The sequence below is a fragment of the Curtobacterium sp. SP.BCo genome, assembly GCF_051903265.1.
Taxonomy (GTDB): Bacteria; Actinomycetota; Actinomycetes; order Actinomycetales; family Microbacteriaceae; genus Curtobacterium.
Window position 1 is genome coordinate 3229883 of sequence record NZ_CP194337.1, and the last position, 25094, is coordinate 3254976.

Annotated in this window: 31 protein-coding genes; 15 read left to right on the top strand and 16 right to left on the bottom strand. The window is 70.8% G+C overall.

Annotated elements, in window-relative coordinates:
* Nucleotides 1–29: 29 nt before the first annotated feature.
* The 4 genes from ACRQ4B_RS15270 (at nt 30) to ACRQ4B_RS15285 (ending at nt 3722) form a co-directional block, all read left to right on the top strand.
* Complete coding sequence (locus ACRQ4B_RS15270; protein WP_439692243.1) at nt 30–680, top strand: GntR family transcriptional regulator; 651 nt, start codon at nt 30–32, stop codon at nt 678–680.
* 192 nt (nt 681–872) lie between these two features.
* Nucleotides 873–1334, top strand: a complete 462-nt coding sequence (locus ACRQ4B_RS15275; protein WP_439692244.1) for a MarR family winged helix-turn-helix transcriptional regulator — start codon at nt 873–875, stop codon at nt 1332–1334.
* A 283-nt stretch (nt 1335–1617) separates the two neighbouring features.
* Nucleotides 1618–2481 (top strand): phospholipase, encoded by an 864-nt coding sequence (locus ACRQ4B_RS15280; protein WP_439692245.1) that lies wholly within the window; start codon nt 1618–1620, stop codon nt 2479–2481.
* A 92-nt stretch (nt 2482–2573) separates the two neighbouring features.
* Nucleotides 2574–3722, top strand: coding sequence for a low temperature requirement protein A (locus ACRQ4B_RS15285; protein WP_439692246.1), 1149 nt, complete (start codon nt 2574–2576; stop codon nt 3720–3722).
* A 62-nt stretch (nt 3723–3784) separates the two neighbouring features.
* On the opposite strand, the gene ACRQ4B_RS15290 is transcribed toward ACRQ4B_RS15285, so the two are convergent.
* Genes ACRQ4B_RS15290 through ACRQ4B_RS15305 form a run of 4 tightly spaced genes read right to left on the bottom strand, consistent with a single transcriptional unit; the run spans nt 3785 to nt 5468 of the window.
* Nucleotides 3785–4093 carry a hypothetical protein gene (locus ACRQ4B_RS15290; RefSeq protein WP_439692247.1) on the bottom strand — a complete coding sequence of 103 codons (309 nt, stop codon included), beginning with the start codon at nt 4091–4093 and terminating at the stop codon, nt 3785–3787.
* Complete coding sequence (locus tag ACRQ4B_RS15295; protein WP_439692248.1) at nt 4090–4749, bottom strand: hypothetical protein; 660 nt, start codon at nt 4747–4749, stop codon at nt 4090–4092. Before ACRQ4B_RS15295 ends, ACRQ4B_RS15290 begins: the two co-directional genes overlap by 4 nt.
* On the bottom strand, nt 4740–5294 hold the full coding sequence (locus ACRQ4B_RS15300) for an RNA polymerase sigma factor (RefSeq protein WP_439692249.1): 555 nt from the start codon (nt 5292–5294) through the stop codon (nt 4740–4742). The genes ACRQ4B_RS15295 and ACRQ4B_RS15300 overlap by 10 nt, the downstream gene beginning before the upstream one ends.
* Before the next feature lie 9 nt (nt 5295–5303).
* Entirely contained in the window at nt 5304–5468 is a 165-nt protein-coding gene (locus tag ACRQ4B_RS15305; protein ID WP_439692250.1) for a hypothetical protein, read from the bottom strand.
* A gap of 107 nt (nt 5469–5575) precedes the next feature.
* Here ACRQ4B_RS15305 and ACRQ4B_RS15310 point away from each other — a divergent pair, with 107 nt between their 5' ends.
* The gene (locus ACRQ4B_RS15310) at nt 5576–6211 is read left to right on the top strand and encodes an MOSC domain-containing protein (protein WP_439692251.1); all 636 of its coding nucleotides are present in this window, start codon (nt 5576–5578) and stop codon (nt 6209–6211) included.
* A gap of 75 nt (nt 6212–6286) precedes the next feature.
* Here ACRQ4B_RS15310 and ACRQ4B_RS15315 read toward each other — a convergent pair whose 3' ends face one another.
* Nucleotides 6287–6670, bottom strand: coding sequence for an MmcQ/YjbR family DNA-binding protein (locus ACRQ4B_RS15315; RefSeq protein ID WP_439692252.1), 384 nt, complete (start codon nt 6668–6670; stop codon nt 6287–6289).
* Nucleotides 6671–6753: 83 nt separating this feature from the next.
* On the opposite strand from ACRQ4B_RS15315, the gene ACRQ4B_RS15320 reads away from it, so the two are divergent.
* Nucleotides 6754–7053 (top strand): excalibur calcium-binding domain-containing protein, encoded by a 300-nt coding sequence (locus ACRQ4B_RS15320; RefSeq protein ID WP_439692253.1) that lies wholly within the window; start codon nt 6754–6756, stop codon nt 7051–7053.
* A gap of 76 nt (nt 7054–7129) precedes the next feature.
* Here the strand turns inward: ACRQ4B_RS15320 and epsC are convergent, their stop codons facing one another.
* From epsC to ACRQ4B_RS15335, 3 genes are all read right to left on the bottom strand, one after another.
* Nucleotides 7130–7714 (bottom strand): serine O-acetyltransferase EpsC, encoded by a 585-nt coding sequence (gene epsC, locus ACRQ4B_RS15325; protein WP_439692254.1) that lies wholly within the window; start codon nt 7712–7714, stop codon nt 7130–7132.
* The gene (gene cysK, locus ACRQ4B_RS15330) at nt 7711–8649 is read right to left on the bottom strand and encodes a cysteine synthase A (RefSeq protein WP_439692255.1); all 939 of its coding nucleotides are present in this window, start codon (nt 8647–8649) and stop codon (nt 7711–7713) included. The genes epsC and cysK overlap by 4 nt, the downstream gene beginning before the upstream one ends.
* Before the next feature lie 754 nt (nt 8650–9403).
* Nucleotides 9404–10123 carry a TetR/AcrR family transcriptional regulator gene (locus tag ACRQ4B_RS15335; protein ID WP_284802920.1) on the bottom strand — a complete coding sequence of 240 codons (720 nt, stop codon included), beginning with the start codon at nt 10121–10123 and terminating at the stop codon, nt 9404–9406.
* A gap of 99 nt (nt 10124–10222) precedes the next feature.
* Between ACRQ4B_RS15335 and ACRQ4B_RS15340 the strand changes: the two genes are divergently transcribed.
* Nucleotides 10223–11086: an NAD(P)H-binding protein gene (locus ACRQ4B_RS15340; RefSeq protein ID WP_439692256.1), complete on the top strand. Its 864-nt coding sequence runs from the start codon at nt 10223–10225 to the stop codon at nt 11084–11086.
* Between the two features lie 886 nt (nt 11087–11972).
* The gene (locus ACRQ4B_RS15345) at nt 11973–13028 is read left to right on the top strand and encodes a BLUF domain-containing protein (RefSeq protein ID WP_439692257.1); all 1056 of its coding nucleotides are present in this window, start codon (nt 11973–11975) and stop codon (nt 13026–13028) included.
* 391 nt (nt 13029–13419) lie between these two features.
* Here the strand turns inward: ACRQ4B_RS15345 and ACRQ4B_RS15350 are convergent, their stop codons facing one another.
* Nucleotides 13420–14394: a helix-turn-helix transcriptional regulator gene (locus ACRQ4B_RS15350; RefSeq protein ID WP_439692258.1), complete on the bottom strand. Its 975-nt coding sequence runs from the start codon at nt 14392–14394 to the stop codon at nt 13420–13422.
* 14 nt (nt 14395–14408) lie between these two features.
* On the bottom strand, nt 14409–15338 hold the full coding sequence (locus ACRQ4B_RS15355; protein WP_439692259.1) for a helix-turn-helix domain-containing protein: 930 nt from the start codon (nt 15336–15338) through the stop codon (nt 14409–14411).
* 301 nt (nt 15339–15639) lie between these two features.
* On the opposite strand from ACRQ4B_RS15355, the gene ACRQ4B_RS15360 reads away from it, so the two are divergent.
* The 5 genes from ACRQ4B_RS15360 (at nt 15640) to ACRQ4B_RS15380 (ending at nt 18194) form a co-directional block, all read left to right on the top strand.
* Nucleotides 15640–15855 (top strand): hypothetical protein, encoded by a 216-nt coding sequence (locus tag ACRQ4B_RS15360; protein ID WP_439692260.1) that lies wholly within the window; start codon nt 15640–15642, stop codon nt 15853–15855.
* An 81-nt stretch (nt 15856–15936) separates the two neighbouring features.
* Nucleotides 15937–16116, top strand: coding sequence for a hypothetical protein (locus ACRQ4B_RS15365; protein WP_439692261.1), 180 nt, complete (start codon nt 15937–15939; stop codon nt 16114–16116).
* Nucleotides 16117–16189: 73 nt separating this feature from the next.
* A complete protein-coding gene (locus ACRQ4B_RS15370) occupies nt 16190–16786 on the top strand; it encodes a TetR/AcrR family transcriptional regulator (RefSeq protein WP_439692262.1) in 597 nt (198 codons plus the stop codon).
* Nucleotides 16787–17125: 339 nt separating this feature from the next.
* The gene (locus ACRQ4B_RS15375; RefSeq protein WP_439692263.1) at nt 17126–17713 is read left to right on the top strand and encodes a sigma-70 family RNA polymerase sigma factor; all 588 of its coding nucleotides are present in this window, start codon (nt 17126–17128) and stop codon (nt 17711–17713) included.
* Nucleotides 17714–17717: 4 nt separating this feature from the next.
* Nucleotides 17718–18194: a GNAT family N-acetyltransferase gene (locus ACRQ4B_RS15380; RefSeq protein ID WP_439692264.1), complete on the top strand. Its 477-nt coding sequence runs from the start codon at nt 17718–17720 to the stop codon at nt 18192–18194.
* On the opposite strand, the gene ACRQ4B_RS15385 is transcribed toward ACRQ4B_RS15380, so the two are convergent.
* The 3 genes from ACRQ4B_RS15385 to ACRQ4B_RS15395 form a co-directional block, all read right to left on the bottom strand.
* Nucleotides 18191–18970, bottom strand: a complete 780-nt coding sequence (locus ACRQ4B_RS15385; protein WP_439692265.1) for an alpha/beta fold hydrolase — start codon at nt 18968–18970, stop codon at nt 18191–18193. The genes ACRQ4B_RS15380 and ACRQ4B_RS15385 overlap by 4 nt on opposite strands.
* A 77-nt stretch (nt 18971–19047) precedes the next feature.
* Nucleotides 19048–19233, bottom strand: a complete 186-nt coding sequence (locus ACRQ4B_RS15390; RefSeq protein ID WP_439692266.1) for a hypothetical protein — start codon at nt 19231–19233, stop codon at nt 19048–19050.
* Nucleotides 19234–19447: 214 nt separating this feature from the next.
* Entirely contained in the window at nt 19448–20485 is a 1038-nt protein-coding gene (locus tag ACRQ4B_RS15395) for a dipeptidase (RefSeq protein WP_439692267.1), read from the bottom strand.
* A 44-nt stretch (nt 20486–20529) separates the two neighbouring features.
* Between ACRQ4B_RS15395 and ACRQ4B_RS15400 the strand changes: the two genes are divergently transcribed.
* Nucleotides 20530–21105 carry a GNAT family N-acetyltransferase gene (locus ACRQ4B_RS15400; RefSeq protein WP_439692268.1) on the top strand — a complete coding sequence of 192 codons (576 nt, stop codon included), beginning with the start codon at nt 20530–20532 and terminating at the stop codon, nt 21103–21105.
* Nucleotides 21102–21590 (top strand): SRPBCC family protein, encoded by a 489-nt coding sequence (locus tag ACRQ4B_RS15405; protein WP_439692269.1) that lies wholly within the window; start codon nt 21102–21104, stop codon nt 21588–21590. The genes ACRQ4B_RS15400 and ACRQ4B_RS15405 overlap by 4 nt, the downstream gene beginning before the upstream one ends.
* A 181-nt stretch (nt 21591–21771) precedes the next feature.
* Here the strand turns inward: ACRQ4B_RS15405 and ACRQ4B_RS15410 are convergent, their stop codons facing one another.
* Genes ACRQ4B_RS15410 through ACRQ4B_RS15420 form a run of 3 tightly spaced genes read right to left on the bottom strand, consistent with a single transcriptional unit; the run spans nt 21772 to nt 25090 of the window.
* Nucleotides 21772–22605 carry a MurR/RpiR family transcriptional regulator gene (locus tag ACRQ4B_RS15410; RefSeq protein ID WP_439692270.1) on the bottom strand — a complete coding sequence of 278 codons (834 nt, stop codon included), beginning with the start codon at nt 22603–22605 and terminating at the stop codon, nt 21772–21774.
* Nucleotides 22602–23861 carry an allantoate amidohydrolase gene (locus ACRQ4B_RS15415; protein ID WP_439692271.1) on the bottom strand — a complete coding sequence of 420 codons (1260 nt, stop codon included), beginning with the start codon at nt 23859–23861 and terminating at the stop codon, nt 22602–22604. Before ACRQ4B_RS15415 ends, ACRQ4B_RS15410 begins: the two co-directional genes overlap by 4 nt.
* A complete protein-coding gene (locus tag ACRQ4B_RS15420; RefSeq protein ID WP_439692272.1) occupies nt 23858–25090 on the bottom strand; it encodes a pyridoxal-phosphate-dependent aminotransferase family protein in 1233 nt (410 codons plus the stop codon). The genes ACRQ4B_RS15415 and ACRQ4B_RS15420 overlap by 4 nt, the downstream gene beginning before the upstream one ends.
* Between the last annotated feature and the right edge of the window lie 4 nt (nt 25091–25094).

The following is a 25094-nucleotide window of genomic DNA, read 5'->3' on the forward strand; positions in this document are numbered from 1 at the left end:
CCTTCCGCCACGATCCCGAAGGAACCCGCATGCCGGTCCCCAGCAGCGCACCGACCGAGCACCAGCTGCTCCGTGACACCGTCCGTCAGAAGATCCACGACGCGATCATGGACGGCACCCTGGAACCCGGTGAGCGCCTCAACGACGACGAGCTCATCGCGTGGCTCGGTGTGTCCCGCACCCCGATCCGCGAGGCCCTGAGTCAGCTCTCCCGGGCGGGGCTCATCGAGATGGCACCGAACCGCTACACCCGCGTCACCACGCCGAACCCGACCGAGGTCGTCGAGGCGCTGCAGACGCTCGGCGTGCTCTTCGGCGGGGTCGTCCGCCTTGCCGTCCCGCGCCTCGGCGCCGCGGCCAAGAAGCGGATCCTCGCCCAGCTCGACGCCACGATCACGGCGTACGAGTCCCACGACGTGGCGGCCGTCAACCACGACGCACTCGACGTCTTCGCCCGGTACGTCGACGAGTGCGGCAACGAGAACCTGCAGCGCGTCTGCCGCGACACCATGGACGGCCTGGCCTTCCGCCTGCGTCTGCCGAACCTCGACGAGCTGGTGGACTGGGACCAGATGACCGAGGACTTCCGGCGACTGCGCGAAGCGACCCGGTCGGGCGACAACATCGAGGCAGAACTCGCGACCGAGGCGATCCACCTGCTGCCCGGCGAGAAGCGGTAGTCGGCGCAGGAACGCCCCGACCGACTGAGCACCCGTACAGGAACCGCCCGTCTCGCCCGCGCGAGGCGGGCGGTTCTCATGGATCGCGCCTCCAGACCGACGCGTCGACGACGCGACCGACGCTCCCAGTCACACGGCTCGGCGAGCCGGTAGCATCGCCCCGACCACCCGCCAGCATCCCCGGAGCACCGCATGAGCCACCGCCAGCCGGACCGTACCGAGATCGCCGCGCGCCTCGCCGCTGCGGTCGGCCGGATCAACCGACGGGCACGCACCGACTCCGCCGCGCTCGGCTACGGGATCGTGTCGGCACTGGCCACGATCCAGCGCGAGGGACCCCTGCGCCCGGGCGACCTGTCGCGGATCGAGGTGGTCACGAAGCCGACCATGACCCGCATCCTGACGGAGCTCGAACAGCGCGGGTTCATCGAGCGCGAAGCCGACCCGCGTGACGGCCGCGCCTTCATGGTGAGCGCCACGCCGGAGGGCATCGCCGCCGTCGAACGCGCCCGCTCCGACCGCACCGGGATCGTCGCGGAACTCATCGCCGAGCTGCCCGGCCCGGACGTCGACGCGATCGCCGCCGCCCTCGAGGCGCTCGAGCGCGTGGCGCAGGGTGAGCGCACCCAGGAACCTCACACCTCCGACGCCTGATCCGGTCGTTACCGAACCGTTATCGAAGGGTGGACGGACCGTTCTGGCAGGCAGTCTGGACGGCGCTTCCAGGCTGACCGGTCATCGTGGCGCCTTCGCCCAGCGGCGACCACCCCACGGTCGCCGGCCGGCGGACGGACGGGCCCCACACCACCGTCCGGTCCTCCCCCGGCTCGCGAGCTCCTGACGACGGACGTCCCCACGTCCGAACACCCCTGCGCTCCCCCATCCCCCGCGCACCGTCACCAGCTGCGCACCACGAGCCGGCCGACCACCGGAATCGATGACAGGACGCAACACCGACCTCCCCACGACCACCGCCTCGACCCGACGTGAGGCCCTGAACACCCCGAACCGGCGACTCCGCCGAGCGCTCCGCCGCCCCACCACGCTCATCGTGGGCGGAGCAGCGGTCCTCGCCGTCGCCGGAGGCATCGCGACCGTCGGGACCCAGCCCGCGATCGGCGAGGCCCTCGGCATGCCGACTGCCAGCGCCACGCCGGCCCCGGCCCTCAGCGGGACGGCACTCGACCGAGCACAGGCGGCAGCGACGATCGCCACCGCGCGGACGGTCGTGGAGACGGCCAACGCGAAGACCGACACCGGCCCGCTCGAACGCCGGATCGACGCGCTCGACGACTACCGGAAGCTCTCCGGGGCAGCGCTGACCTCGCGGATCTCCTCGACGGTCGAGACCACCACGGACACCGCGGACGCCAGCGCGACGCAGGACAAGCGGGACGCCGACGCGAAGGCCGCCGCTGCAGCGGCAGCGCAGCGGGCAGCGGCCGAGCGGGCCGCCGCCGCGGAGGCGGCACGCAAGCAGGCCGCCGCGAACACCGTCGCGGGTGCCAAGGCCACGGCCAGCTCGCTCGCCGCCTCGCAGTACGGCTGGGGTTCCGACCAGTTCCAGTGCCTCGACAACCTCTGGACCAAGGAGTCCGGGTGGAACTACCAGGCGGTGAACGCGAACGGCGGCGCGACGGGCATCCCGCAGGCGCTCCCGGGCTCGAAGATGGCGACGATCGCCGCGGACTGGCGCACCAACGCCACCACCCAGATCACCTGGGGGCTGCAGTACATCAGCGCGTCGTACGGCACACCGTGCGCGGCGTGGGCGCACTCGCAGGCGTCGAACTTCTACTGAGCAGCGCTCGCCCGCGCAGCGCTCGCCCGCCCAGCACCGACACGAACGGCCCCGGAACCACTCCGGGGCCGTTCGTCGTGTAGGCATGCCGGGTGACCACCATCGGACTACGCCGCATGGCGCCCCGGGACCCCGCCGAGGGCCACCGCGCCGCCAGTCCCCTCGAGCTCCTCTTCGACCTGGTGTTCGTCGTGGCCGTCGGGTTCGCCGCGTCGAACCTGCACGAGATCGAGGCAGCCGGCCACGTGTCGTCCGCCGTGCTCGCGTACGCGTTCGTGTTCTTCGCGATCTGGTGGGCGTGGATCAACTTCACGTGGTTCGCCACCTCGTTCGACACCGACGACTGGCTCTACCGTGTGATGACCTTCGTGCAGATGGCCGGCGTGCTCGTGCTGGCCGCCGGGGTGCACGACGCGATGGTCGACGGATCGACGACGATCGTCGTCCTCGGCTACGTCGTCATGCGGCTCGCCCTCGTCGGCCAGTGGCTCCGCGCGGCCGCGTCGTCGCCGGAGTACCGGCGCACCGCACTCCGCTACGCCGGCGGGATCGTGGTGGTGCAGGTGCTCTGGGTGCTCGCTCTGCTGCTGCCCGACGGCGTCTCCCGTGCGGTCATCCCGCTGCTGATCCTGTGCGAGGTCCTCGTGCCGCCGTTCGCCGAAGCGGGGACGAGGACCACCCCGTGGCACACCCGGCACATCGCGGAGCGGTACTCGCTGTTCACCCTGATCGTCCTCGGCGAAGGACTCGTCGCCTCGGCCAACGCCGTGATCGACGGCATCGCGCACGCCGACCACCTCGGGTCGCTCCTCGTGCTCGCCGCGTGCGGCCTCGTCGTCGTCGCCGGCCTCTGGTGGATCTACTTCTCGCGGGAACAGCACGACCACATCCGGTCGCTGCCCACCGCCCTCGTGTTCGGGTACGGCCACTACCTCGTCTTCGCCGCAGCCGGAGCACTGCCCGCCGGCATCGAGGTCGCCGTCAGCGCGGACGCGGGCGAGGCGGACCTGTCGCACGCGACGGTCGCTGCGACGATCGCGGTGCCGGTCGCGGTCTTCGTGCTGGCGATCTGGGCGCTGGCGCTCCGGCCGTCGCTCGGCGTCGGGTGGAACGTGGTCGTCGTGCTGCTCGCGCTCGCGATCCTGGCGAGCATCGCGGTGCCGGCAGCGTCGCTGGTGGCGACCGCCGCGTTCGTCGCAGCGATCGTGGTGGTGCTCGAGGTCGCGGACCGCGCGACGTGACGGCCGGGAGGCGCGTGGCGGCACCGCCACGTGCCTCCCGGCCCGCGAGCGGTCGCCGACCGTCAGCCGACGCGCGCGACCCGCACGTCCACCCGGCTGAGCGGGAGACCGTGCGCGGTCGCCGCTGCGAGCGCCGCGACGTGTGCCGCCCGCGCCGTCTCCGGCGCCGGGACCGAGCCGTCCGTACCGATCACGACACGGAGGACGTCGTCGTCGAGGACCACGCGGGCGATCGTCGACCGTGTCGCGACGCTCTTCGCCGCGCCGACCGCGCTGCCGAGCGTGGGACGGGCGCGGTAGAGGTCGGCGACGCCGGGGACGGCCAGGACGGCTTCCTCGACGGCGGCGAAGGTCTCGTCGTGCGTGCTCATGCTGGTTCCCCCTCGTCGGTCGTGTCCGTGGCGCTGCCGTGGTCGGCCGCGCCGGCGGTCGGCGGCGGCAAGAGGTCCCGGACCACCACGTCGACCGCTTCCACCAGCAGGTCGGTCTGGGTCGCGAGGACCTCGGCGACGGCCGCACGGACGTCGGCTGCCACGTGCTGGATCGTCGAGCCCGCACGCACCGCGATCTCCACGACGACGTGGACCGGTGCACCCAGCTCGGTGACGTCACCCTCGAGCGTGCACCGCGCGATGAGTGCGTCGGGCACGGCGTCGCCGGCGGTGCGGACGAGGGAGCGGACCGCGCCCTCGGTGATCACCGGCCGTTCGGTCGGGGCCACGGGGCGCAGCGGGACGTCACGGCCGGCACGAGCCTCCAAGGAGATGTTCGCGAGCACCCCGCTGATCCAGGACTCGTCCGCCGGGGCCTCCTGCTCGGCCGCCGCCTCGAGCGAGCCGAGGGAGGAGTGCCGGAGTCGCACGATCGCGGCGAGGGCGTTCTGACAGGCAGCGGAGTCGTCGATGCTCGGGTCGGCGGGTTGCATGCCCGCGTCCAGGTAGTCGGCGAGCTCGTCGATCGTGTGCCCGTCCAGGTCGTCGGGCTCGAGCGACTCCAGCCCGACGGTGTCGCGGTCGGTCATCGCCATCCCTCCATCAGACGGATCATGTTCTTCCTCGCCCGCGACAGCAGTCCGCGGACCGTCGAGGTCGGGAGGTCCAGTTCCTCCGCGATCTCCTCGTACCGGTACTCGAGCACTTCCTTCATGATCCAGCACCGCCGTTGTTGCTCGGGCAGTTCGGCGAGCGCCGTCTCCACCGCTTCCTCGCGTGAGCGCGCCTCGGCGACCCGTTCGGGGGCGTCGTCGGCGGGCGCCTCCACCTCGAGCTCGGTGACGTCGTCGTGGTGTCGACGCGCGCGGATGCGGTCGAGGCACTTCCGGCTGAGGATGCGCATGAGCCACGCCTTGACGCGCGCGCGGTCCTCGAGTCGGTCGAGTCGGTTCCAGGCCGTGATGAACGTCTCCTGCACGACGTCGTCGAGTTCGTCGGTCGAACCGAGGGTCCGGCGCGCGTAGGCCCGGAGCAGCGGTGTGTACCGGCGGATGAGGACCTCGAACGCCCGGACGTCGCCGTCGGACGAGCGACCAGCGAGGACGGCGTCGTCGAGGTCGGTGAGGGGCTGGTGGTGCACGCTTTCCTTCTACTGACGGTGGGTGGGGAACTGCTGGACACGGCGGACCTTCATCGGGCCGACGGGACGCGCCGCGAGCGACCGGACGCGCGCCTGGGCGAGCAGGTGCAGCGGTGCGGTGTGCGCGTGCAGTCGCGACGGCGTCAGGATGGTGTCGGTCTCGGTGGCGGTCATCTGGGCTCCTCGGGTGGACCACGTGACGGGTCCCTCGTGGATGAGACGTGCGCGGAGCCGGTTTCGTCACACTTCTGCGCGCGCGAGTTCTGCGGCAGGCTTGGGGGATGTCGTTCGTCACCGCCGTCTGCCGCGTGGACCGCCTGCTGCCCGACTCGGGCACGATCGGGATCACGGCCATCGGCAAGCGCCCCGTCGACGGACCGGTGCGTGTCCGACCGCTCGGGCTGTACGCCGACGTGCAGGCCGACCGGAAGCACCACGGCGGTGCGGACCAGGCCGTGTACGCCTACGCCGACGAGGACGCCGCACACTTCGCCGAGCTGCTCGACCGGGAGGTCCTGCCCGGGCTCTTCGGCGAGAACCTGCGCACCTCGGGGATCGACGTCACCGGCGCCGTGACCGGTGAGCGCTGGCGGATCGGGGACTCCCTCGAGCTGGAGGTCACGATCCCGCGGATCCCGTGCGGCACGTTCGCTCGTCGGATGCGGGTCGACAAGTGGGTGCGGCGGTTCACCGAGGAGGGCCGTCCTGGCGCCTACCTGCGCGTGCTGCGCTCCGGCCCGGTGTCGGCCGGCGACCCGGTCGTCGTGACGCACCGCCCGGACCACGGCGTCACCATCGGGGAGATCTTCTCCGGGCTGACGCCGGACCGGGCCCGCGCGGTGCTCGAATCCGGTTCGGGTCTCGCACCCAAGGTCGTGCGGGACCTGTCGAAGGTGCTCGCCCGCGCGGGTGCCTGAGCGCCGGGCGGTCGGGCTGCGCGCTGCGCTGCGGACGGGCGCGGGCTGCGCGCGGCTGCGCTGCGGGCTGTGTGCTCAGTCGCGCTGCGTGCGGCGCAACGGGTCGATCGGTCGCTTCGCCCGGGGCAGACCCGCCACCACCAGCTCGTAGGCGTTCGCGACGAGGTCCTCCACCAGGGTCTCGTCGAGCCCGTCCCCGGTGGCGAGCGTGATCCAGTGCCGCTTGTTCATGTGCCAGCCCGGCGTGACCTCAGCGTGGTCGCGGACGAGAGCGGCCCCGTGCGGTGGCGCGCACTTGAGGTTCACGATCGGGACGCCCCGCAGTTCGGACGTCATCACGAACATCTTGCCGACGACCTTGTAGACGAGTGCGCCCTCGCCGAAGGGCTGCGTCTCCTCGACCGCGGGCAGCCCCATCGCCGTCCGGGCCGCGACCTCGTGCAACGTCTCGCCGTCCATGGGGCCAGCATGCCGCAGACCGCCGACGGTGCGCCTCGTTCTGGGGCACGTCCACGATCGCGTTGTTGACGTACGCTCATGCCGTGCACACCACCCGAACGCTCAGCATCACCGCAGCCACGCTCGTCCTCGCCGCCTCCGTCGTCGTCGGGGGTGCCTCGACCGCGCAGGCCGCTCCGACCGTCTACAAGAACTGCGACGCGGTGCACAAGGTGTACTCCGGCGGGATCGCGAAGAAGGCCGTCACGAAGAACAAGGTGACGTCGGGCGGGAAGACCACCTACCGGGCGCTCAAGGGCACCGTGAAGAAGGACGACGCGCTCTACAACGCGAACAAGAAGATGGACGCGGACGCCGACGGGATCGCCTGCGAGAAGAGCTGACCCGCTCGGGCGTCGGGAGGCCCGTCGGGAAGCTCTGACGCCCTCGTGCGTCAGCGCGTCGGCGCGCCCGCGCCCGTCAGAGCGTCGGCACGCCCTCGTGCCCTGACCGCGGACGCGCCGAACCGGCGACCCCGGTGACGACCGACCCGGGCGGGACGTCCTTCGTCACCACCGTGTTCGCGCCGACGACGGAGTCCGCACCGACCGTGATCGCGCCGATCAGGGACGACCCCGCGCCGAGCACGACGCGGTCCCCCACCGCCGGGTGGCGGCGGGCACCGGGTCCGTGGTCGCCACCGCGCCCGCCGAGGGTCACGCCGTGGAACAGGACGACGTCGTCGCCGATCTCCGCGGTCTCGCCGATGACGACGCCCATGCCGTGGTCGATGAAGAACCGCCGGCCGATGCGTGCCCCAGGGTGGATCTCGATGCCGGTGAGTGCCCGGGCGACCTGCGCGACGACCCGCGCCGCGAACCGCGAACCGGGCAGCCCCTGCGCGATCCACAGCCGGTGCGTCAGACGGTAGGTCCAGATGGCGTGCAGCCCCGAGTACACGATCGCGTTCTCGAGGTCGCCGCGGGAGGCGGGGTCACCGCGGCGTGCTGCGGCCAGGTCCTCCCGGACCGTCCGCAGCACGCCTCGTCGGACGGGACGCGTCACGCAGTGAGTCCCTCGAAGAGCACCGTCGACAGGTACCGCTCACCGGTGTCGCACACGATCGCGACGACCCGCTTGCCGGCGTTCTCCGGGCGTGCGGCGATCTCGATCGCGGCGTGGATGATCGCACCGGACGAGATGCCGGCGAGGATGCCCTCCTGGGTGCCGAGGTCACGGGCGACCCGGAGCGCGTCGTCGAGCTCGACGTCGAACACCTCGTCGATGACGGACCGGTCGAGGACCTCGGGGACGAAGTTCGCGCCGATGCCCTGGATCTTGTGCGGACCGGCCTTGCCCTCGGTGAGGAGCGGCGAGTCCTTCGGCTCCACGGCGACGATCTGCACGCCGGGCACACGTTCCTTCAGCACCTGGCCCACACCGGTGATGGTTCCGCCGGTGCCGACGCCGGCGACGAACACGTCGACGTGCTCCTCGGTGTCACGGAGGATCTCCTCCGCCGTGGTCTTCCGGTGGATCGCGGCGTTCGCGGGCGTCTCGAACTGGTGGGCGAGGATCGCTCCGGGCGTCTCGGCCACGATCTGCTCGGCCTTCGCGACGGCGCCCTTCATGCCCTCCGACCCCGGGGTGAGCACGATCTCGGCGCCGTACGCACGGATCAGGGCACGGCGCTCGACGCTCATCGTCTCCGGCATCGTGATGACGACCCGGTACCCACGGGCAGCGCCGACGAGGGCGAGCGCGATGCCGGTGTTGCCCGACGATCCCTCGACGATGGTCCCGCCGGCCTGCAGCTCGCCGGACTCCTCGGCCGCGTCGATGATCGCGACCCCGAGACGGTCCTTCACGCTGGCGCCCGGGTTGTAGAACTCGAGCTTCGCCAGGATCTCCGCGCCGCCCGCCTTCGGGAGTCGGTTCAGCCGGACCAGCGGCGTGTTCCCGAACGCCTGCGAGATGTTGTCGTGGATCGTGCCGCTCATCGGTACCGTCCTCTTCGGGTCTGGTCGCGTGCCTTCCCCACTGGAGGCACGGCGTGCGCCTGCGATCCTAGCGATCCGACCCAGCGCCTCCCTGTTCCGTGACGCACGCGCGTTCCGCGCGTTCCCTTCGCGGCAACGACGAGGAGGTCGACATGCGCAAGGACCACCAGCCCGACGTCGCTGTCCTCCGCCAGCCAACTTGTCCGACTGCCACACAACGTGTCCGAGATACGGATGTTAACCCGTTGTTTGGCAGCACGGAGCCGCTGACTCGACAAGGGCACAGCTCAGCCTTCGTGTGTCTCGGGGCGTCCGCATGGCGTGCGTGCACTGAGACGGTTCGCGGACCACCCATGTGAGACGGGGACCGCTCCGGAGCAGAGCCGTTGGAGTCCGGAGCGTCCGGAAGCACCCCGAGACCCACTCGTGGACCGGCTATCGAGACGGTCCGCCAAACGTTCGCATACCCTTCCAGTCGAGCGCTCACGTACGCGCTCGACGAGAGGGCACCGTGGTTGCTGCGTTCGCTGGCGTGGGCTTCGAACCGATCCCGACGGCGATCGTCGCCGTACTGGCGGCTGTGATCATCGTCGTCACCATCATCAGGAGCCGTCGCCGCTAAGCGGTGCCTCACTGGCCGATGGGTCCACGGCTGCCGGTTCGACGGCCAGTCTCTCCCGAAGTCGAAGCTCAGCGAGTGATCGTGTGCGCGTCGGACGCCTGCATCGCTGTCGCCGCAGCAGATGCCCCCCAGCTATCCGACTGGCTTCGAGATCACTCGATCAAGCCACTCGTCGAGGAGAAGACGCTCGGGTTCGCTGAGCTGCTCGAGCTCGGCGGTTACGGCTCGGAACGCCACGGCCGCGGCGAGGGGGCCGGACTGTGCCGTGACGGGCTCGTCCGTCAGGATCTGCGCGAGCAGGCCGTGGAGCACTGCGTCGGTCAGCCCGGGATCGCGTTCTGCGGGCGGTGTGGCGAGGGTCGTCGTGACGACCCCGACGCCCGCCGATTGGATGAGTGCGACGGCTCGCGGCTCCGACACGGCGAGGCGCCCGGCGGCGGCGACGCGCCGGACGCGGGTGGCGAGGACCTCCTTGCCCGAACGGGCCGCTGGCGAGCCGGCGACACGACGCGGGTCGCTGAGCAGGGCGAAGAGCGCCGGGTTGGCCAGGCCGAACTCGATCTGACGACGCCACCCGTCGGTGAGCTCCTGCACCGGGTCGACGTCTGCGGCGGCGGCGACGGCCACGGCTGATGCCTTGTCCGCGACGAACGCCGCCATGACGTGCTCGGCAACGGCCTCGAGCAGTCCGTCCTTGTCGCCGAACAGTCGGTAGATGGCGGGTGCCTGGACGCCGGCAGCCTGAGCGACCCCCCGCGTCGTGACCGCGCCCGGACCCTCGTCCCGGAGCAGGTAAGCAGCGGCCTCCACGATGCGGGTCCGAGTGTCAGCGGGTACCTGTGCAACCGTCACGGATCGATGGTACCGCGATATTGCTATCACTGTGTTTCCAGCGATAGCATCAGGATGGTTCCACAGATACCGAGTCGTCACCAGGGAAGAGACCACCGCATGATCATCGTCACCGGCGCCACGGGCGCCCTTAACGGATCCACCGTCGAGCACCTCCTCGAGAGCGTGCCGGCATCCGAACTCGTCGTCGTGGCCCGCGACGTCGCGAAGGCCGCGCACTTCGAGGACCGCGGGGTGGCGGTACGGCGGGGTGACTACGCCGAGCCGTCGTCGCTACCCGCTGCGTTCGCGGGAGCGGACCAGCTCCTCCTCGTGTCCTCGAGCGACCCGACCGCCGACGCCGTCGCCCTGCACCGGAACGCGGTCGAGGCAGCGGTCGCGGCACGCGTCGGCCGGGTGCTCTACACGAGTCACCAGGGAGCGGCGCGCGACACCCCGTTCGGTCCGGGGCGGGACCACGCTGTGACCGAACGGATGCTCGCCGACTCCGGCCTGCCGTGGACGTCGCTGCGCAACGGCTTCTACGCCCACAGCCTCGAGTGGTTCCTCGGCGACTGGCGTCGGACGGGCGTGATCAGCATCCCCGCCGACGGGCCTGTGTCCTGGACGGCTCGTGCGGACGCCGCCGAAGCCGCTGCACGCATCGTGCTCTCGGACGGGGCGTACGAGGGACCTGTGACGCTCACCGCGCCCGCGGCTCCCACGTTCGCCGACGTTGCTGCGATCGCCGCGGACGTCGCCGGTCGGCCCGTCGAGACGGTGGTGCTCGGGGACGAGGAGTGGGTGGCGCACCAGGTGGCCACGGGTCAGCAGGAGTTCCTCGCGCGGTTCATGCTCGGCATGTACCACGCTGCCGCCGGCGGGTTCTTCGCCGGGACGGACCCGCTCCTGGGCGAGGTCCTCGATCGCGAGCCCGCGTCCGTCCGCGACCTGATCACGGCACAGCCCTCGACAGCCGACTGACAGAAGACGACGGCACCCGCCACACCGCCGCCACGTGCTCAAGCGGCGACCCCACCGAGTCCGATAGCCGAGGGGCTACTGAGACGGCCATTGTCAGTTGCCGGCCTCGCGTGCGAGAACGTGACGGCGCAGACCCTCGTGGTCGTGCGACGATCGCTTTCGTGGATGACGCAGACCTTCCTCCGTACGGAGACCGCAGCCCTGCACGGGGCGCTTCACCCGTTCGGGCCGAGTGGAACGGACGAGCGGTCGGTCTCGCCGTCCTGGCCATCGTTACTTCGGTGGGTGCGCTGGCTGGCGCCTTTTACTGCATCTGGATTGTCGTAGCGGCTCCGGAGGGTGGAGGGGTGAACTTCGCTCTCGGATACGTCGGCCTCGCGGTCATCTGTCTCGCCGTCATTGCGGGATTAGTGATGGCGAGTGCCCTCGCTGCAAGGCGCCGCTAGTAGCGCCGTCCGGTTCACCATCGGCTAACGAGACGGGCCGCCAAGCGTTCGCATACCCTTCAAGTCGACTGCTGGGCGGGAAGTACGTCGCTGTCCCGTGGCCGTCATCCGCGCGCAGCGACTGGGAGTCGGCGTTGGTGGGGGCGTAGCGTCGCTCGGGCTACCCCGTGGTCCCTGGCTGCGGGTGCCCGGATCCCTGTTCCTGGGCTGGCCTCGTCATGACCTGTTGCGTCGAACCCGACGGCGTCATAGCGCGCGGGCGGCCGTCCCGGACCCGAACCATGACGGCCGCCCGCGCACCGCGTTCCAGTGGATGAGCGTTCGCCGTTCGGTGGCTCCGGGTTGTCCACTGTCCGCGGACGATCGGGGGGGTTGCGGACCAGTAGACAGAGCAGTTCACTCGAAGCGGCAACGTATCCCGGCTCATCAGGGAGGTCAGCATGATGCGTTCGATCGTCTACACCAGCACCCAGACCCGTCCGATCACGGACACCGAGCTCGCGCAGATCCTGGCAGTGGGGCGGGAGAAGAACACCGCGCTCGGGGTGACCGGGATACTCGCGCACAAGGGCGACAACTGCCTCGGGATCCTCGAGGGCGACGACGGGACCGTCGCCGCTCGGTTCGAGCAGGTCCGCCGTGATCCGCGGCACACGAACGTGCGGGTCTTGGCGGATGAGCCTGTCGCGCAGCGGTCGTTCCCGGATTGGTCGATGGCGTTCCAGCCGCTGGATCCGCTGATGCAGGGGGTTCCGGGCTTTCGGGACATCTTCGCGTCGGGTCAGGCCCTCGACCCAGCAGCGGGGCTGACACGGGCTCGTGGGTTGCTGGAGTGGTTCCGGAAGCACCCGCTCGCCCCGCTCACGAGTCAGACTGCCGAAGCGGACGAAGCACCGCGTACGCGCGTGATCAACGGTGCGATCACCGCGCTTCACGACGGCGGCGTCACCCGGTTCACCCTTGAGCTTGCCGCCGAGCGCGCGGGGATGAGCCTGGCCGAGGTGCGGGAGGCGTTCCCGACGGAGCGGGCGCTGCTCGCAGCGACGGTCGAACGGTGGACGCAGGCGATCTCCGCACCACTGACGCCGCTGATGCACGAGAAGGGCACCGTCGCGTTCCTGCACGCTCTCCTGGCTGCGCATGCTGAAGAGCCTGCGCTGATGGAGCTGCTCGCGTCGAGTCTCGCGTCGGCGGCGGATCCGTCGGTCGACGGTGCCGACTACTACCGGTCGACGTACCGGCGGTTCCGGCAGTCGATCCGTGACGGACTCGCAGCCGATGTCCGGGACGGCCGTGAGCCGGCGACGATGGACCCGATCCGGGGCGCGCAGCAGCTCCTCGCGCTGTACGACGGTCTGCGTCTCCAGGCGCTGCTGACCACGGACACGGATCTCGTCGACGCGTTCGACCGGGCGGCAACGCGGATGCGGCGCGGGTGGTCCGAGCAGTACGAGCAGCCCTCGTACTGGGACATCCCCGTTGCCGGCGGTCACTGAGCGCAGCGCGCGAGCGTGATGCTGGTGGTCCGGATCGACGGGCCACCAGCACCGCTCGAGCACCGTCATGGAATCAGAGAGCACGACGGGGCTCTTCTTCGGCAACCAGCGGAAGCGCCCTCAGTATGCGGTTCCCCCGCCGCGCTGGTCTGTCCTCTCTTCTGCCGTCTTGCGTGGAAACTTGCCGTTCGGGCAGGGTTGGGTTGCGTGATCAGTTCGGGTCTGATCACGTGACCCGGAAGGCCGGCTCTGATGCAGAGCCGGCCTTCCGCACCTTGCGGCGCCTCCCAGTGGGAAGGTGTCCGCACTGTCAGCGTGCACGCGTGAAGCATCACGAACTCCTGCCTGAGCCACTTCACCCGCGCGCCACCATCTCCAACCCGGGGTGAACTCAGCGGGGTGTGTCGTTCGCGGCGCGCAGAGTCTCGCCGGGAAGTTCCCCGAATGCTTCGCGGTACGCGCCGGCGAACCGGCCGAGGTGCACGATCCCGACGGAACGGGCGACATCGGACACCGACGCTGCTGCCCCGGATTCGAGTTGTTGCCGCGCCATCAGGAGTCGGATCGCGCGAAGGTAGCCGAGCGGGCTGGTCTGGTGCACACGCTGGAACGCGCTCTGCAAGCCGCGGACGCTCATGCCAGCAGCCGCGGCGACGTCATCCACCGTGATCGAGGCGGCGATGTTGTCGAGCATGAACGCTTCCGCCCTGCCGACGTTCGACTCGGGCGGTTGCTCAGATCGACGTCCGACCGGCCAGTGCGGGATCGCGGTGAGGAGCCCCTCGGCGGCCATCGCAGCGAGTTCCCGTTCCCGGTCGAGGGAGACGTTTCCGGTAGTGGCGAGGATTTCGGACGCGATCGTGCGGACCATCAGCCACCACGCGGCGAGGGGCGCACCCTCTGGAACGTGGTTCGGTTTGAACTCGAGCGGTCCGGGCTCCCATCCGCCTCGTTCGGCGGCGACCGCTTCGACGATCGTCTGGTCGATGCGCATGACGTCTTTCTCGAACCGGTCCCACTGCACCTGCTGCTGACCGGCGTACAGCACGGGCCGGCCGATGGGGAGTTGCTGGCCGCCGACGACCCCGCGGCCAGCTTTCAGCCATACGACGATCACCGCGGTAGTCGCGTCGACTTCGCCACGGATCGTGCCGGTGGAGCTGGTGGACTCCAGCGCCAGGAGCGAGGTGCCGGTGAGGGTTTCCTCGAAGGAGAAGCCGGAGCTGCCGGTGACGTCGAGGCCGCGGACGTGGAAGGTGTGCAGGATCGCGTTCCGCGCGATCGCGGTGTCGCGGGTTCGGGTGACGAGTCGGGAACGGACGATTGTGTCTGCGTTGCTGTCGGCGTTCGGGGTGTAGTCGTTCATCGTGCGTCGTTCTGTCAGGCGCGGCGGAGGGTGTCGCGCGGGTACTCACCGTGCTGGTCGGCGTAGGCGGCGGAGAACCGGCCGGCGTGAGCGAACCCCCACTGCTTCGCGACATCACCGATGCTCGTCGACGCCGGGTCGCCGGCGAGGAGGGCGTCCCGGACCCGGTCGAGCCGCACCCGCCGGATGTAGGCGTTCGGGCTCAGCTGGAACAGCCTCCGGAACGCGTGCTGGAGCGCCCGGAGGCTGAGGTTTGCAACCTGGGCGATGTCGTCGCTCGTGATCGGCAGGTGCGCGTGTTCGTGGATGTACTCGACCGCGAGACGGATGTGGCTGTTCTTTGGCAGCAGAAGCTCGTCCGGCAGCGCTGCGGACGCCACCGGGTACAGCTCCAGCAGCGCCAGAGCACCGAGCCTGCCCATCTCAGCCTGCAGCAGCGGCGAGGCGTGCCGGTCCATGACGGTGTGAGAGATCAGATGCACGCTGCTGCTCCACACCTGCAGGGCCCGGTCGTCGGGCCGGATCGTGTGATCCAGCTGCAGGTTCCCGGCTGAGATGCCGCGTTCACCGGCGACTGTCTCGAGCGCGGTCCGGTTGATCTGCACGATGCGTTGGTCGTAGTCGTCGTACGAGAACGAAGCGCCCTGCTGCGGCCAGAGCTGCGGCCGGCCGTGCTCCATCTCGATCGTGGCGGTATCGGTCGTGATGGTGCCGCGGCCCTTGTTCGTCCACTGGACCACGAAGTCCTCGGACGGCGTCATGACCCCGTCGAGGTGCCCGTCGAACCGGATCGTCCGGAGTGTCATCGCCTGGTCGCCGACGGCGGTGTACCGGAACGAAAACGGCTGCCGGGTCTGGTCGGCGCTCCACTGCTGTCCCGCGTACGCCTCAGCGAGGAAGTCGCGAGCGACATCAAGGTCGGTGCTCTGCGTCTCTTCCTGCACTCGGGTCGATTGTGAGTCAGTCATGGGATCGGCAGCAGCATGCCCGACCACCTCCCTGTATCCGGTCCAGTATCCACGGAACGTCACGACCAATGCGCGCCGTCGCTTCTCCTCCGCCGCCGCGCCGCGCCGTTCCCCGCGACGCTCGGAGCTCGCTTATCCGCCCGATGACATGCAGCCGACGCTCCCACATCCGGGAATCGACACAACTGCCAGGCCGGCTCGCGGCTCGGTGCGTGCTCCTCTTACGGTCGGATCATCGCCCGGCGCCGCTCCGGTGCCTCCAGACGAGGACGACACCATGACCACGATCACCGCCACCGATTTCCAGGTCGCACCCCGCACCGCACACGACGCCGTGTCCCTGCGCCGCACCCGGTCCACGCATGACAACCCGTTCAGTGAGGTCCGCGAAGCCCGCCGGCAGCACATGCTCCAGGTCGCCGCGGTGAGCACCGGGATCCTCACCGTCACCGTCGCCGCGTCCGCCGCGATCGTCCTCACCCTCACCGCATGAGCGCCGCAACGCTCACGTACGACGCCGTGATGACCCAGCCAATCGACATGACCACGCTCCTTGCAGAACAGGACCGCACCCATGAGTAACCGCCACACCCTCGCCGAGCTCCGCCTCAACCCGACCGAGTGGCACCGCCGCGGCATGAGCGCGCCGATCGATATCGACAAGCGCGTCTCCGCCCGACTGGGCTACCGCTACACCAGCGACACCCAGCACACCGCGGAGCCGTCCTTCGCGGACTTCTTCGTCGCCGCCTAACCCCTGGCAGCGACCACCGGCAACCCGGTCAGACCCCGACCGGTAGCCTCAACACACCGACACCACCAGGTCTATGACGCTTCTCACCCTCACTCCCAGCATCCGCGAGACGACGACGCAGCGCGCCGCATCCGGCGCTGCTGACGCGCTCTTCACCGAGCACGGCGTCATCCCGGTCACTCTCGAGCAGGTCGCCGACCGTGCAGGGCTGACCCTCGCCGAGCTGTTGAACGCGTACCCGACGAAGCAGGCGCTGGTCGTTGCGGTGCTGCAGCGGTGGCACGGGTCGTGGCGGCGTGCACTCGAGCACATCACCACCGTGTCGGACGACCCGCGCGACGAGGTCCTCGGGATCTTCGGGTACCTCGAGGAGTGTTTCGAGGACGAAGGCTGGCGCGGCTGCGCGTTCATCAACGGCCACGCCGAACTCGGCCGACAAGACCCCGACATCGCGGCCCTTGCCCGCGAGCACTTCCTCGACATCGAACGTCACCTCACGCTTGTCTGCCAGCGCGGCGACATGCCGGCCCACGTCGCGCAGGGCTTGTCGCTGCTGATCGAGGGGGCCCGTGTCGAGTCCGCTGTCCAGCGCTCCGCGCAGCCGGCCCGCTCAGCTCGTCTCACCGCAGCGATGCTCATGTCCGTGTACGAGAGCCGACCCGCTTTCTGATTCCGCGGCCGCGCGGATGCCCGCCCAGTAGCCGGTAGCGACGCAGCCCAGCAACATCTTCGAAGGCGGCGAGCCCGGCAAGCCACACGGGTGGTGTCGAAAGTTCGCCGCGCCCGCCCCACCAACAGAACAGGCCAAAGCCGTTCCTTCCACCCCGTGCCCCAGCTCCTTTGACCGGTGGCGCTGCACCCTTTCCGCCGGTCACAACGGACTGCACTGCTGTGCCGAACCAGCAGCCACGACGAAGTGGAACGACAACGCCGCCGGTACTACCCTCCGGGCTCTCTTCCGCGGGCCATCGCACGACGCGAAGCGACCTCGCCGTGGCCCGTTTGAGCGATGACGACTGACCCGATGCAGGAGCATCGAGGCTTCTGCACCGCGGCCTACCAAGACCATGCCGTCGGACTGCGCGGGTTCGTGTCAACGATCGTCATCGACCCGCACCTCGCCGAGGACGTCGTCCATGAAACCTTCCTCCACCTTTGGCTCCACCCGGGCCAGTGGAACCCCACCCGTGCCGACCTGCTGTCCTGGTTGCGGACCATCGCCCACCGCCGGGCGATCGACCGGATCCGCAGCCTCGAAGCGTCCCGGCACCGCGACCTCCGCATCGGGATCCGCGACCACGACAACGTCGATCACGCGGACGACCGAGACACGCTCTACATCCGGGCGTGGCTCAGGGATGCCCTCGCCGAACTAACCGACAAGCAGCGCGAAGCGGTGCTCCTGCGCTACCTCGGCGAACGCACCGTCCCAGAAGTCGCTCAGCACCTTGGCATCAGCGTCAGCACCGCAGGCACCCGCGTCCGTGACGCTCTCATCGCCCTCCGCCACGCACTCACGCCCCGAACTCCAACACAGGACAAACCCAGCTGCACTGTCCGACAACCGGCCAGCGGACGCCGAGTGCTGGAACGATGAGCGCGTGACGTTCCACACCGTGACCGAGCATGACGTCGACCGCCTTCGTGCTTTCCTGCTCGACGCCGACCTCACCCTTGCCGGTCTCGACGAGCCGACCGTTCACCTCTGGATCGAACAGGACGAAACCGGGACGGTGATCGGCAGCACCGGCTTCGAGCTGAGCCGGGACGGCACCCACGCGTTGATCCGGAGCGTCGCCGTCGCGCCCGACCGCCGTGCGGCCGGCGCCGGCTCGCGCCTCGCCGTGTTCGCACTCGAACAGGCGGCACAGGCGGGGGCATCATGCGCTTGGCTGTTCTCGCGACGGTCAGGGCCGTTCTGGCAGAAGCTCGGCTTCACCACTGCCGACCGCGAACGCCTGACGGCCGTGCTACCCGAGACGCAACAGGTACGCCTGTTCGTCGGAACCGGCCAGCTCGGCACCGAAGTCGCATGGTCGCGCACCCGCACCGACCTGTCTCGATCGGCGATCGGCTAGCGGGCGATCCGTGCGAGCCAGTCGCGGACCAGGGCGGCGGTGATCCCGGGTTGCTCGAGGTGCACGTTGTGTCCAGCACCGTCGAGGACGACGAAGCTCCCTCTCGGGTAGTGGTCTCGGAGCGCGAGCCCGTCCTCGTACCCGACGACGTCGTCCTGCCGACCGAACAGGTGCAGGGCCGGAGCAGTGAACGGATCCGAGTGGCGCTCCTCCGGCACGGCGTCCAGTGCGTAGTCGGCGGCGATGCGGTCCATCACCGCAGGGTCGGCGCCACGGAGACCAGGCAGCACGTACCGCTCGAACGCTGTCAACGCGGCGGCGTCCTGGATGACACTGACCTCCTCGAACGCTCCTCGCGCGTCGCCGGCGGCTTCGAGGACGGACGGTTCGGTGTGCAGCACGGTGCGCTCGGGAACGTCGCGGTCTGCGTGGGCAGGATGCACGACTCCCGCCAGGGTCGCGACGCCGAGCACGTGGTCTCGGCGTTCGTGCGCGACGTGTCGGGCGATCATGCCGCCGAACGAGTTCCCGATGACGGCGAAGGGCTCGTCGCCGAGGTGGTCGTCGATGTCGGCGAGTACCTCGTCGGCCACGCCGCCCGCGCTCTTCGCGGTTGCGGTCGCCGCGGCGGCTTCGGCCCACGGCAGGTCGAGGAGCACCAACCGCCACGGGAGGTCCTGCACCGCGTCCGCCAGCGGCAGCATGATCCGGTGGTCGACACCGAACCCGTGGAGGGCAACGAGCGGACGACCAGAACCCAGAACTCGCGCGATCACCCAGCAAGCCTACGAGCAGCCCATCGTCGCCGCGCGCCGACGTCGTTCCAGCTGCTTCGGGTCCTCCGCGAGCCGGTTCAGGACACCGGCCCCCCGGGCGCCGTCCGCGTTCGCTCGAGCAGGATGGACCCGATCGCCCGGTACAGGTGGACGAGTTGCGCGTTGGCGGCCAGTTGGGCGCGCGACCGGGTCACGGTGACACGGTGACGGATGGAACGGAGGGTGGCGTCGTACTCGCTGGGCAGCGCGGAGTGTTCGGTCATCCGCCGATGGTGACCACCGCATGGAGCTCGCGTCCACCATTCCGTGTGCACGTCACGCGCCGGCCCGACTCGCCACCCCGTCGATGCAACCGGTTCTGCTGACGTGCCGAAGCTCGGCTCCAGGGACACACTTCGCGCTCCGGCGCCCGCGAACTGTCCGCGGAACCGAGCCTCGGCGCCGGCCAGCGCCCGCCGGCCGGCGCCCGCCCGCCCGTCAGCGCACGAACGCCGTGCGCCCGAACCGCTCGTCCGTCGCCTCGAGCACCCGCAGCACGTTGCCGCCGGCCAGCGCACGCAGGTCCGCAGCCGACCACCCGCGGCGCCGCAGCTCCTCGGCGAGCACCGGGTACCGCGACACGTCCCGCAGGTCCGGCGGCAGCACCGGGGTGCCGTCGTAGTCCCCGCCGAGGCCGACGTGCGCCGCTCCGGCCACCGCACGCGCGTGCTCGACGTGGTCGGCGACGTCGGCGACCGTGACGAGGGGCGCCTCCCCCGACGAACCGGCGGCGTACCACTCGGCGTACGTCGCGGACACGAACTGGGGCACGAAGGTGATCATCACGACGCCGCCGTTGTCGGACAGCCGGGCGAGGACATCGTCGGGCACGTTCCGCGGGTGGTCGTTGACGGCGGTGGTCGAGGAGTGGCTGAACACGATGGGCTGCGTGGCGACGTCGAGGGTGTCGCGCATCGTCGCGGGCGCGGTGTGGGACAGGTCGACGAGCATGCCGATCCGCTCCATCTCCGCCACCACCTGCCGGCCGCGGTCGGTGAGTCCGCCGTGCGGGTGCGACCCGGTCGCCGAGTCCGCCCACGGGGTGTCGTCGTTGTGCGTGAGCGTCATGTAGCGGACGCCGAGCCGAGCGAGGTCACGGAGCACCGCGAGGTCGTCCCCGATCGAGTGGCCGCCCTCGGCGCCGAGGAGCGAGGCGATCCGACCGGAGTCGATCGCCGCACGGACCTCGGCCGCGGTCCGCGCCAGGGCGAGCGTGTCCGGGTACCGCTCGATGATCCGGTGCGCCACGTCGACCTGCTGCAGCGTCGTCCGGACCGGGTCGGGGTCGTCCGCGGGGACGAACACCGACCAGAACTGCCCGACGACCCCACCGGCGCGGAGCTTCGGCAGGTCGGTGTGCAGGGACCCGTCCTCGGTGTCGATGCCCTCGACCCCGGAGTCGTGCGTGTCGCGTCGTTCCCACGGCAGGTCGTTGTGACCGTCGATGACCGGGAACGGGAGCGCGTCGAACGTCATGCCCCCGACGCTACCGCGCTCCCCACGGTCGTTAGGCTCGGCGGATGGACCCCGTGACGCTGCGCACCGACCGGCTGGTGCTCTCGATCCCCGAGCCCGGCGACGCCGAGGACGTCGTGGCCTACGCGAACGACCCCGACGTGATCGCGTACACCTCGGTGCCGGTGCCGTACGGGCACGCCGAGGCCCGGCAGTGGATCACCGAGGTGGTCCGGACGGGGTGGGCGACGGACACCAGGTACGACTTCGGGATCCGGCGGACCGACGACCTCCGGCTGCTCGGCACGATCGGGCTGTTCGGCTTCGACGGCGGCGCTGCCGAGGTCGGGTACGCGGTGCACCCGGACGGCCGCGGCCACGGCTACACGACCGAGGCGGCCCGACGCGTCCTCGACTGGGCGTTCGCGCCCGCGCCGGAGGGCCTCGGCCTGGTCCGCGTGCAGTGGCGTGCGATCGCGACGAACACGCCGTCGGCCGCGATCGCCCAGCGGCTCGGGCTGCGGTTCGAGGGCCGGTTGCGCCTCGGCGTCGCACACCGCGGTCGACGGCACGACCAGCTCGTGGCGGCCGCGCTGCGTGACGACGACCGTTCGGCGCCGACGATCTGGCCGGCGTCGTGACGGTGTCGTTCCGGGTCGTCACCGAGCTCGATGCCCCGCCCGAGCGGGCGTTCGCGCTGTCGTTGGACATCGGCGCGCACGAGCGGTCGATGGCCGCCACCGACGAGCGCGCCGTCGCCGGCACGACGACGGGCACGATCGGCCTGGGCGAGAGCGTCACGTGGCGCGCACGGCACTTCGGGATCGTGTGGCGGATGACGAGTCGGATCACCGCCCTGGAGGCGCCGCACCTGTTCGTCGACGAACAGGTGCGTGGTCCGTTCGCCCGCTTCCACCACGTCCATCGCTTCGAGCCGTCGGCTCACGGCACCCGGATGGTGGACGAGATCGAGTTCCGTGCGCCGCTCGGACCGCTCGGCGTCCTCGCCGAGCGGATCGCGCTGGCGCGCTACCTGCCGCGGCTCATCGCCGAGCGGAACGCGTCCCTCGCCGCCGAACTGCGTGCCGACGGGCCGGGGGCGGCGAGCTCACCGAAAACCGCGTAGGCCCTCGCGACGGCGGGGTGACGCACCCGACGACGCGATCGCGGTGTCGATCGACCATCGCGCTGAACGCCGACGTGCCGCCGGCTCGCGCCTCGGCCCACGCCTCGGCCTCACCGGAGGAGATCATTCCCGTGCCCACCAATGTCCGCTCGGCCCTCGATGATTCCGTCTTGCAGGACGGTCAGGAGCCGGCGAGTTCCCCGAGGGTGTCGTACGCCGCGGCGACGGCGTCGACGTGCGCCCGTCCAGCGGGGCCCGACGCCTCGTAGACGTCGTTCGCGATCGCTGCGACCACCGCGAACAGCGCCGCGAGCGAGTCGAACGCGGACGGCGAGTCGACCGGGCAGAGGATCGTCGTCGCGGCCGACGCAGCGATGACGGCAGCCGTCGGGTCCCCGATCACGACGACGTCGGCGCCCGAGGCCACGCAGTGCCGCACGAGTCGGTCGATGCCGGCCGCGTGGCGCCGGACGGTCACCACGACGACGAGGTCCCGTCGGTCGAGGTCTGCTACCTCTTCCCCGAGTCGTTGCCCGGGTGCCGGGCCCACCCGGACGTCCGGCCGGACCTGTGCGAGCTGCGCCCGGAGCTGCAGCGCGATCGGGTGGGCGCCGCGCTCCCCGAACACGAGGACCCGGCGCGCCCGCATGATGCGTCGGGCGAGACGGGGGCGTTCGGCACGGGCGAGCGAGGCGAACGCGGCGTCGAGGTTCCGGGACTCGACGGCACGCTGGTCGACGTGCGCGGCGTCCTCGGCGGCCCAGGGCAACCCGCTGCCCCGCGCGGACATCAGGTTCTGCCGGACCTCGGCGGCGTCCTGGAACCCCAGGGAGCGGACGAGACGCGAGACCGTGGCCTTCGAGGTGCCCGACTCGGCGGCGAGCTCCGCTGAGGTCCCGACGAGCAGGAGCTCCGGGTCGTGACGGACCATCGCGGCGACCCGGCGTTCGGCCGGGGAGAGCTGTTCCCACACCGAGTCGATGCGGGCGCGGACGTCGGGTCCGGCGGTGCTCATGCCCGAGCCGCCCGTTCGACGGCGACCGCGAGGGCGTCGAGGCCGAGGGCGATGTCCTCGGTGGACACGAACTCGTCCGGGTGGTGGCTGATGCCGTCCGGGTTGCGGAGGAACAGCATCGCGACGTCGGTGACGAGCCCGAGCGACATCGCGTCGTGCCCGGCACGGGAGAACAGCTCCATCGGGGAGGTCTCCCCCGTCGACTCGATCCCGGCCCGGACGGCGTCCATCAGCCGCGGCGCGCAGAACACGGCGGGCGCCCGGTGCACCTCGGTCGGCTCGACGCTCACGCCACGGCGCTCCCCGATGAGCGCGAACGCCGTGGTGATCTCGTCCCAGACTGCGTCGCGTCCCTCGTCGAACTCCCCGCGGAGGTCGACCGAGAACCGTGCGAGCCCGGGAACGACGTTCACGGCGCCCGGTTCGACGACCATCGTGCCGACCGTCCCGACGTGCTGGGACGCCCGGCAGATCCGCTCGACGGCGAGGGCGGCCTCGGCAGCGGCGAGCAGCGCGTCGTGCCGTCGGTCGTAGGGGGTGCCACCGGCGTGCCGGGCCTCGCCCACGGCCTCGACCGTGAACCGTCGGGCGCTGGCGATGCTGGTGACGACACCGAGGGCCTGACCTGCCTGCTCGAGGTACGGCCCCTGCTCGATGTGCGCCTCGAGGTATCCCGCGAGGGTCGACGGCTCGACGGCGGCCTCGCCGACCCGCGCCGGGTCGAGCCCGAAGTCCTCGAAGGCACGGCGGAGGGTGACGCCGTTGCCGTCCGCGAGGTCCCACCACGACTCGTCCCACACGCCGGCGACCGCCGAGGACCCGAGCAGGGCTTTCCCGAACCGGGTGCCCTCCTCGTCGGAGAACGCGATGACCTCGAGCGCCACGGGCAGCGGGCCGTCGGCGGTGACCCGGGCGACCGCGCGGATCGCCATCAGGACGCCGACGATCCCGTCGAACCGGCCGGCGTCCACCACGGTGTCGAGGTGTGAGCCGAGCAGCAGCACGGGCGCGTCCGGTGCCGCGCCGTCGACCCGACCGTGCAGGTTGCCCGCTCCGTCCTGCCAGGTGGTGAGTCCGGCGTCCTGCATCCAACCGGCGACGATCGCGTTGACGCGGGCGTGCTCGGGCGAGAGGTAGACGCGCGTGATCCGACCGGTCTCCTCGGTGACGAGTGCGAGTTCGTCGCACCACCCGGCGACGAGCTCGGCATCGGCGATCGCTGCTGCGGTGGCGCGCACCGCGGACGCGGCGGTCACGCCGACACCCCGACGGGTGCACCCGCGTAGACGTCGAGCGCGGCGTCGACGCCACCGCCCTGCGGCACCGCGTGGCCGGCCCGGCGCAGCGCGTGCTCGAGCGCGGCAAGGGTCGTCACGACCGTGTCCTTCCGGGCGTTGTAGCCCATGGTGCCGATCCGCCAGACCTTGCCGTGCAGGGGCCCGAAGGAGGTGCCGATCTCGATGCCGTGGTCCTCGAGCAGCGACGCCCGTACGGCGTCGCCCTGCACGGAGGACGGGATCGAGACCGCGACGACGTTGTGCATCTTGTGCGCGACGTCCCCGAACACCTCGAGCCCGAGCGCCTCGACGCCCGTGGTCATCGCGCGTCCGGCGAGCTCGTGCCGGGCGATGACCGCGTCCCGACCTTCCTCGAGCAGGATGCGGGCGCACTCGTTCGCGGCGTAGAGCATCGACGCTGCCTCGGTGTGGTGGTTGAGCCGACGCGGTCCCCAGTAGTCGAGGATCATCGCGAGGTCGAGGTAGTTCGACCGGATCGGCTCGTCGGACACCTCGTCGCCGGGCTCGCGGATGCCGGCCTCGACGCTGCGGCGCTGATCGAGGACCGCCACGGCCTTCGGCGACACCGTGAGCGGCGCGCTGCCGGACGGTCCGCCGAGGCACTTCTGCAACCCGGCGCTCACGGCGTCGATGCCCCACGCGTCGACCTCGAGCGGGTTGCCGCCGACCGTCGCCGTCGCGTCGGTGTAGAACAGCACGCCGTGCCGCTCGCAGATCGCTCCGAGCTCGTCGAGGGGCTGGTTCATGGTGGTCGACGTGTCGCCCTGCACGATCGCCAGGACCTTCGGCCGGACGCGCACGACGGCGTCCTCGATCGCGCTCGGCGTGAAGACCTGCCCCCAGGCGGTCTCGATCGTGTGGACCTCGGCGCCGGCGCGGCCGGCGATCTCGGCGAGCAGGTGCCCGAAGCGGCCGAACACGGGCACGAGCACGCGGTCCCCGGGGGCGAGCAGCGAGACGAGCGCCGCCTCGATGCCGGCGCGGGAGGTGCCGTCGACGAGCACCGTGGCCTCGTTCTCGGTGCCGAACACCCGACGGTAGAGCGCCTGCGTCTCGTTCATCGTCGCCGTCATCCACGGGTCGTACTGACCGACGAGCGGCGTCGACAGGGCACGGAGCACGCGCGGGTCGGCGGTGATCGGTCCCGGCCCCATGAGGAGGCGGGCGGGCGGGTTCACTGGGAGCATGGAG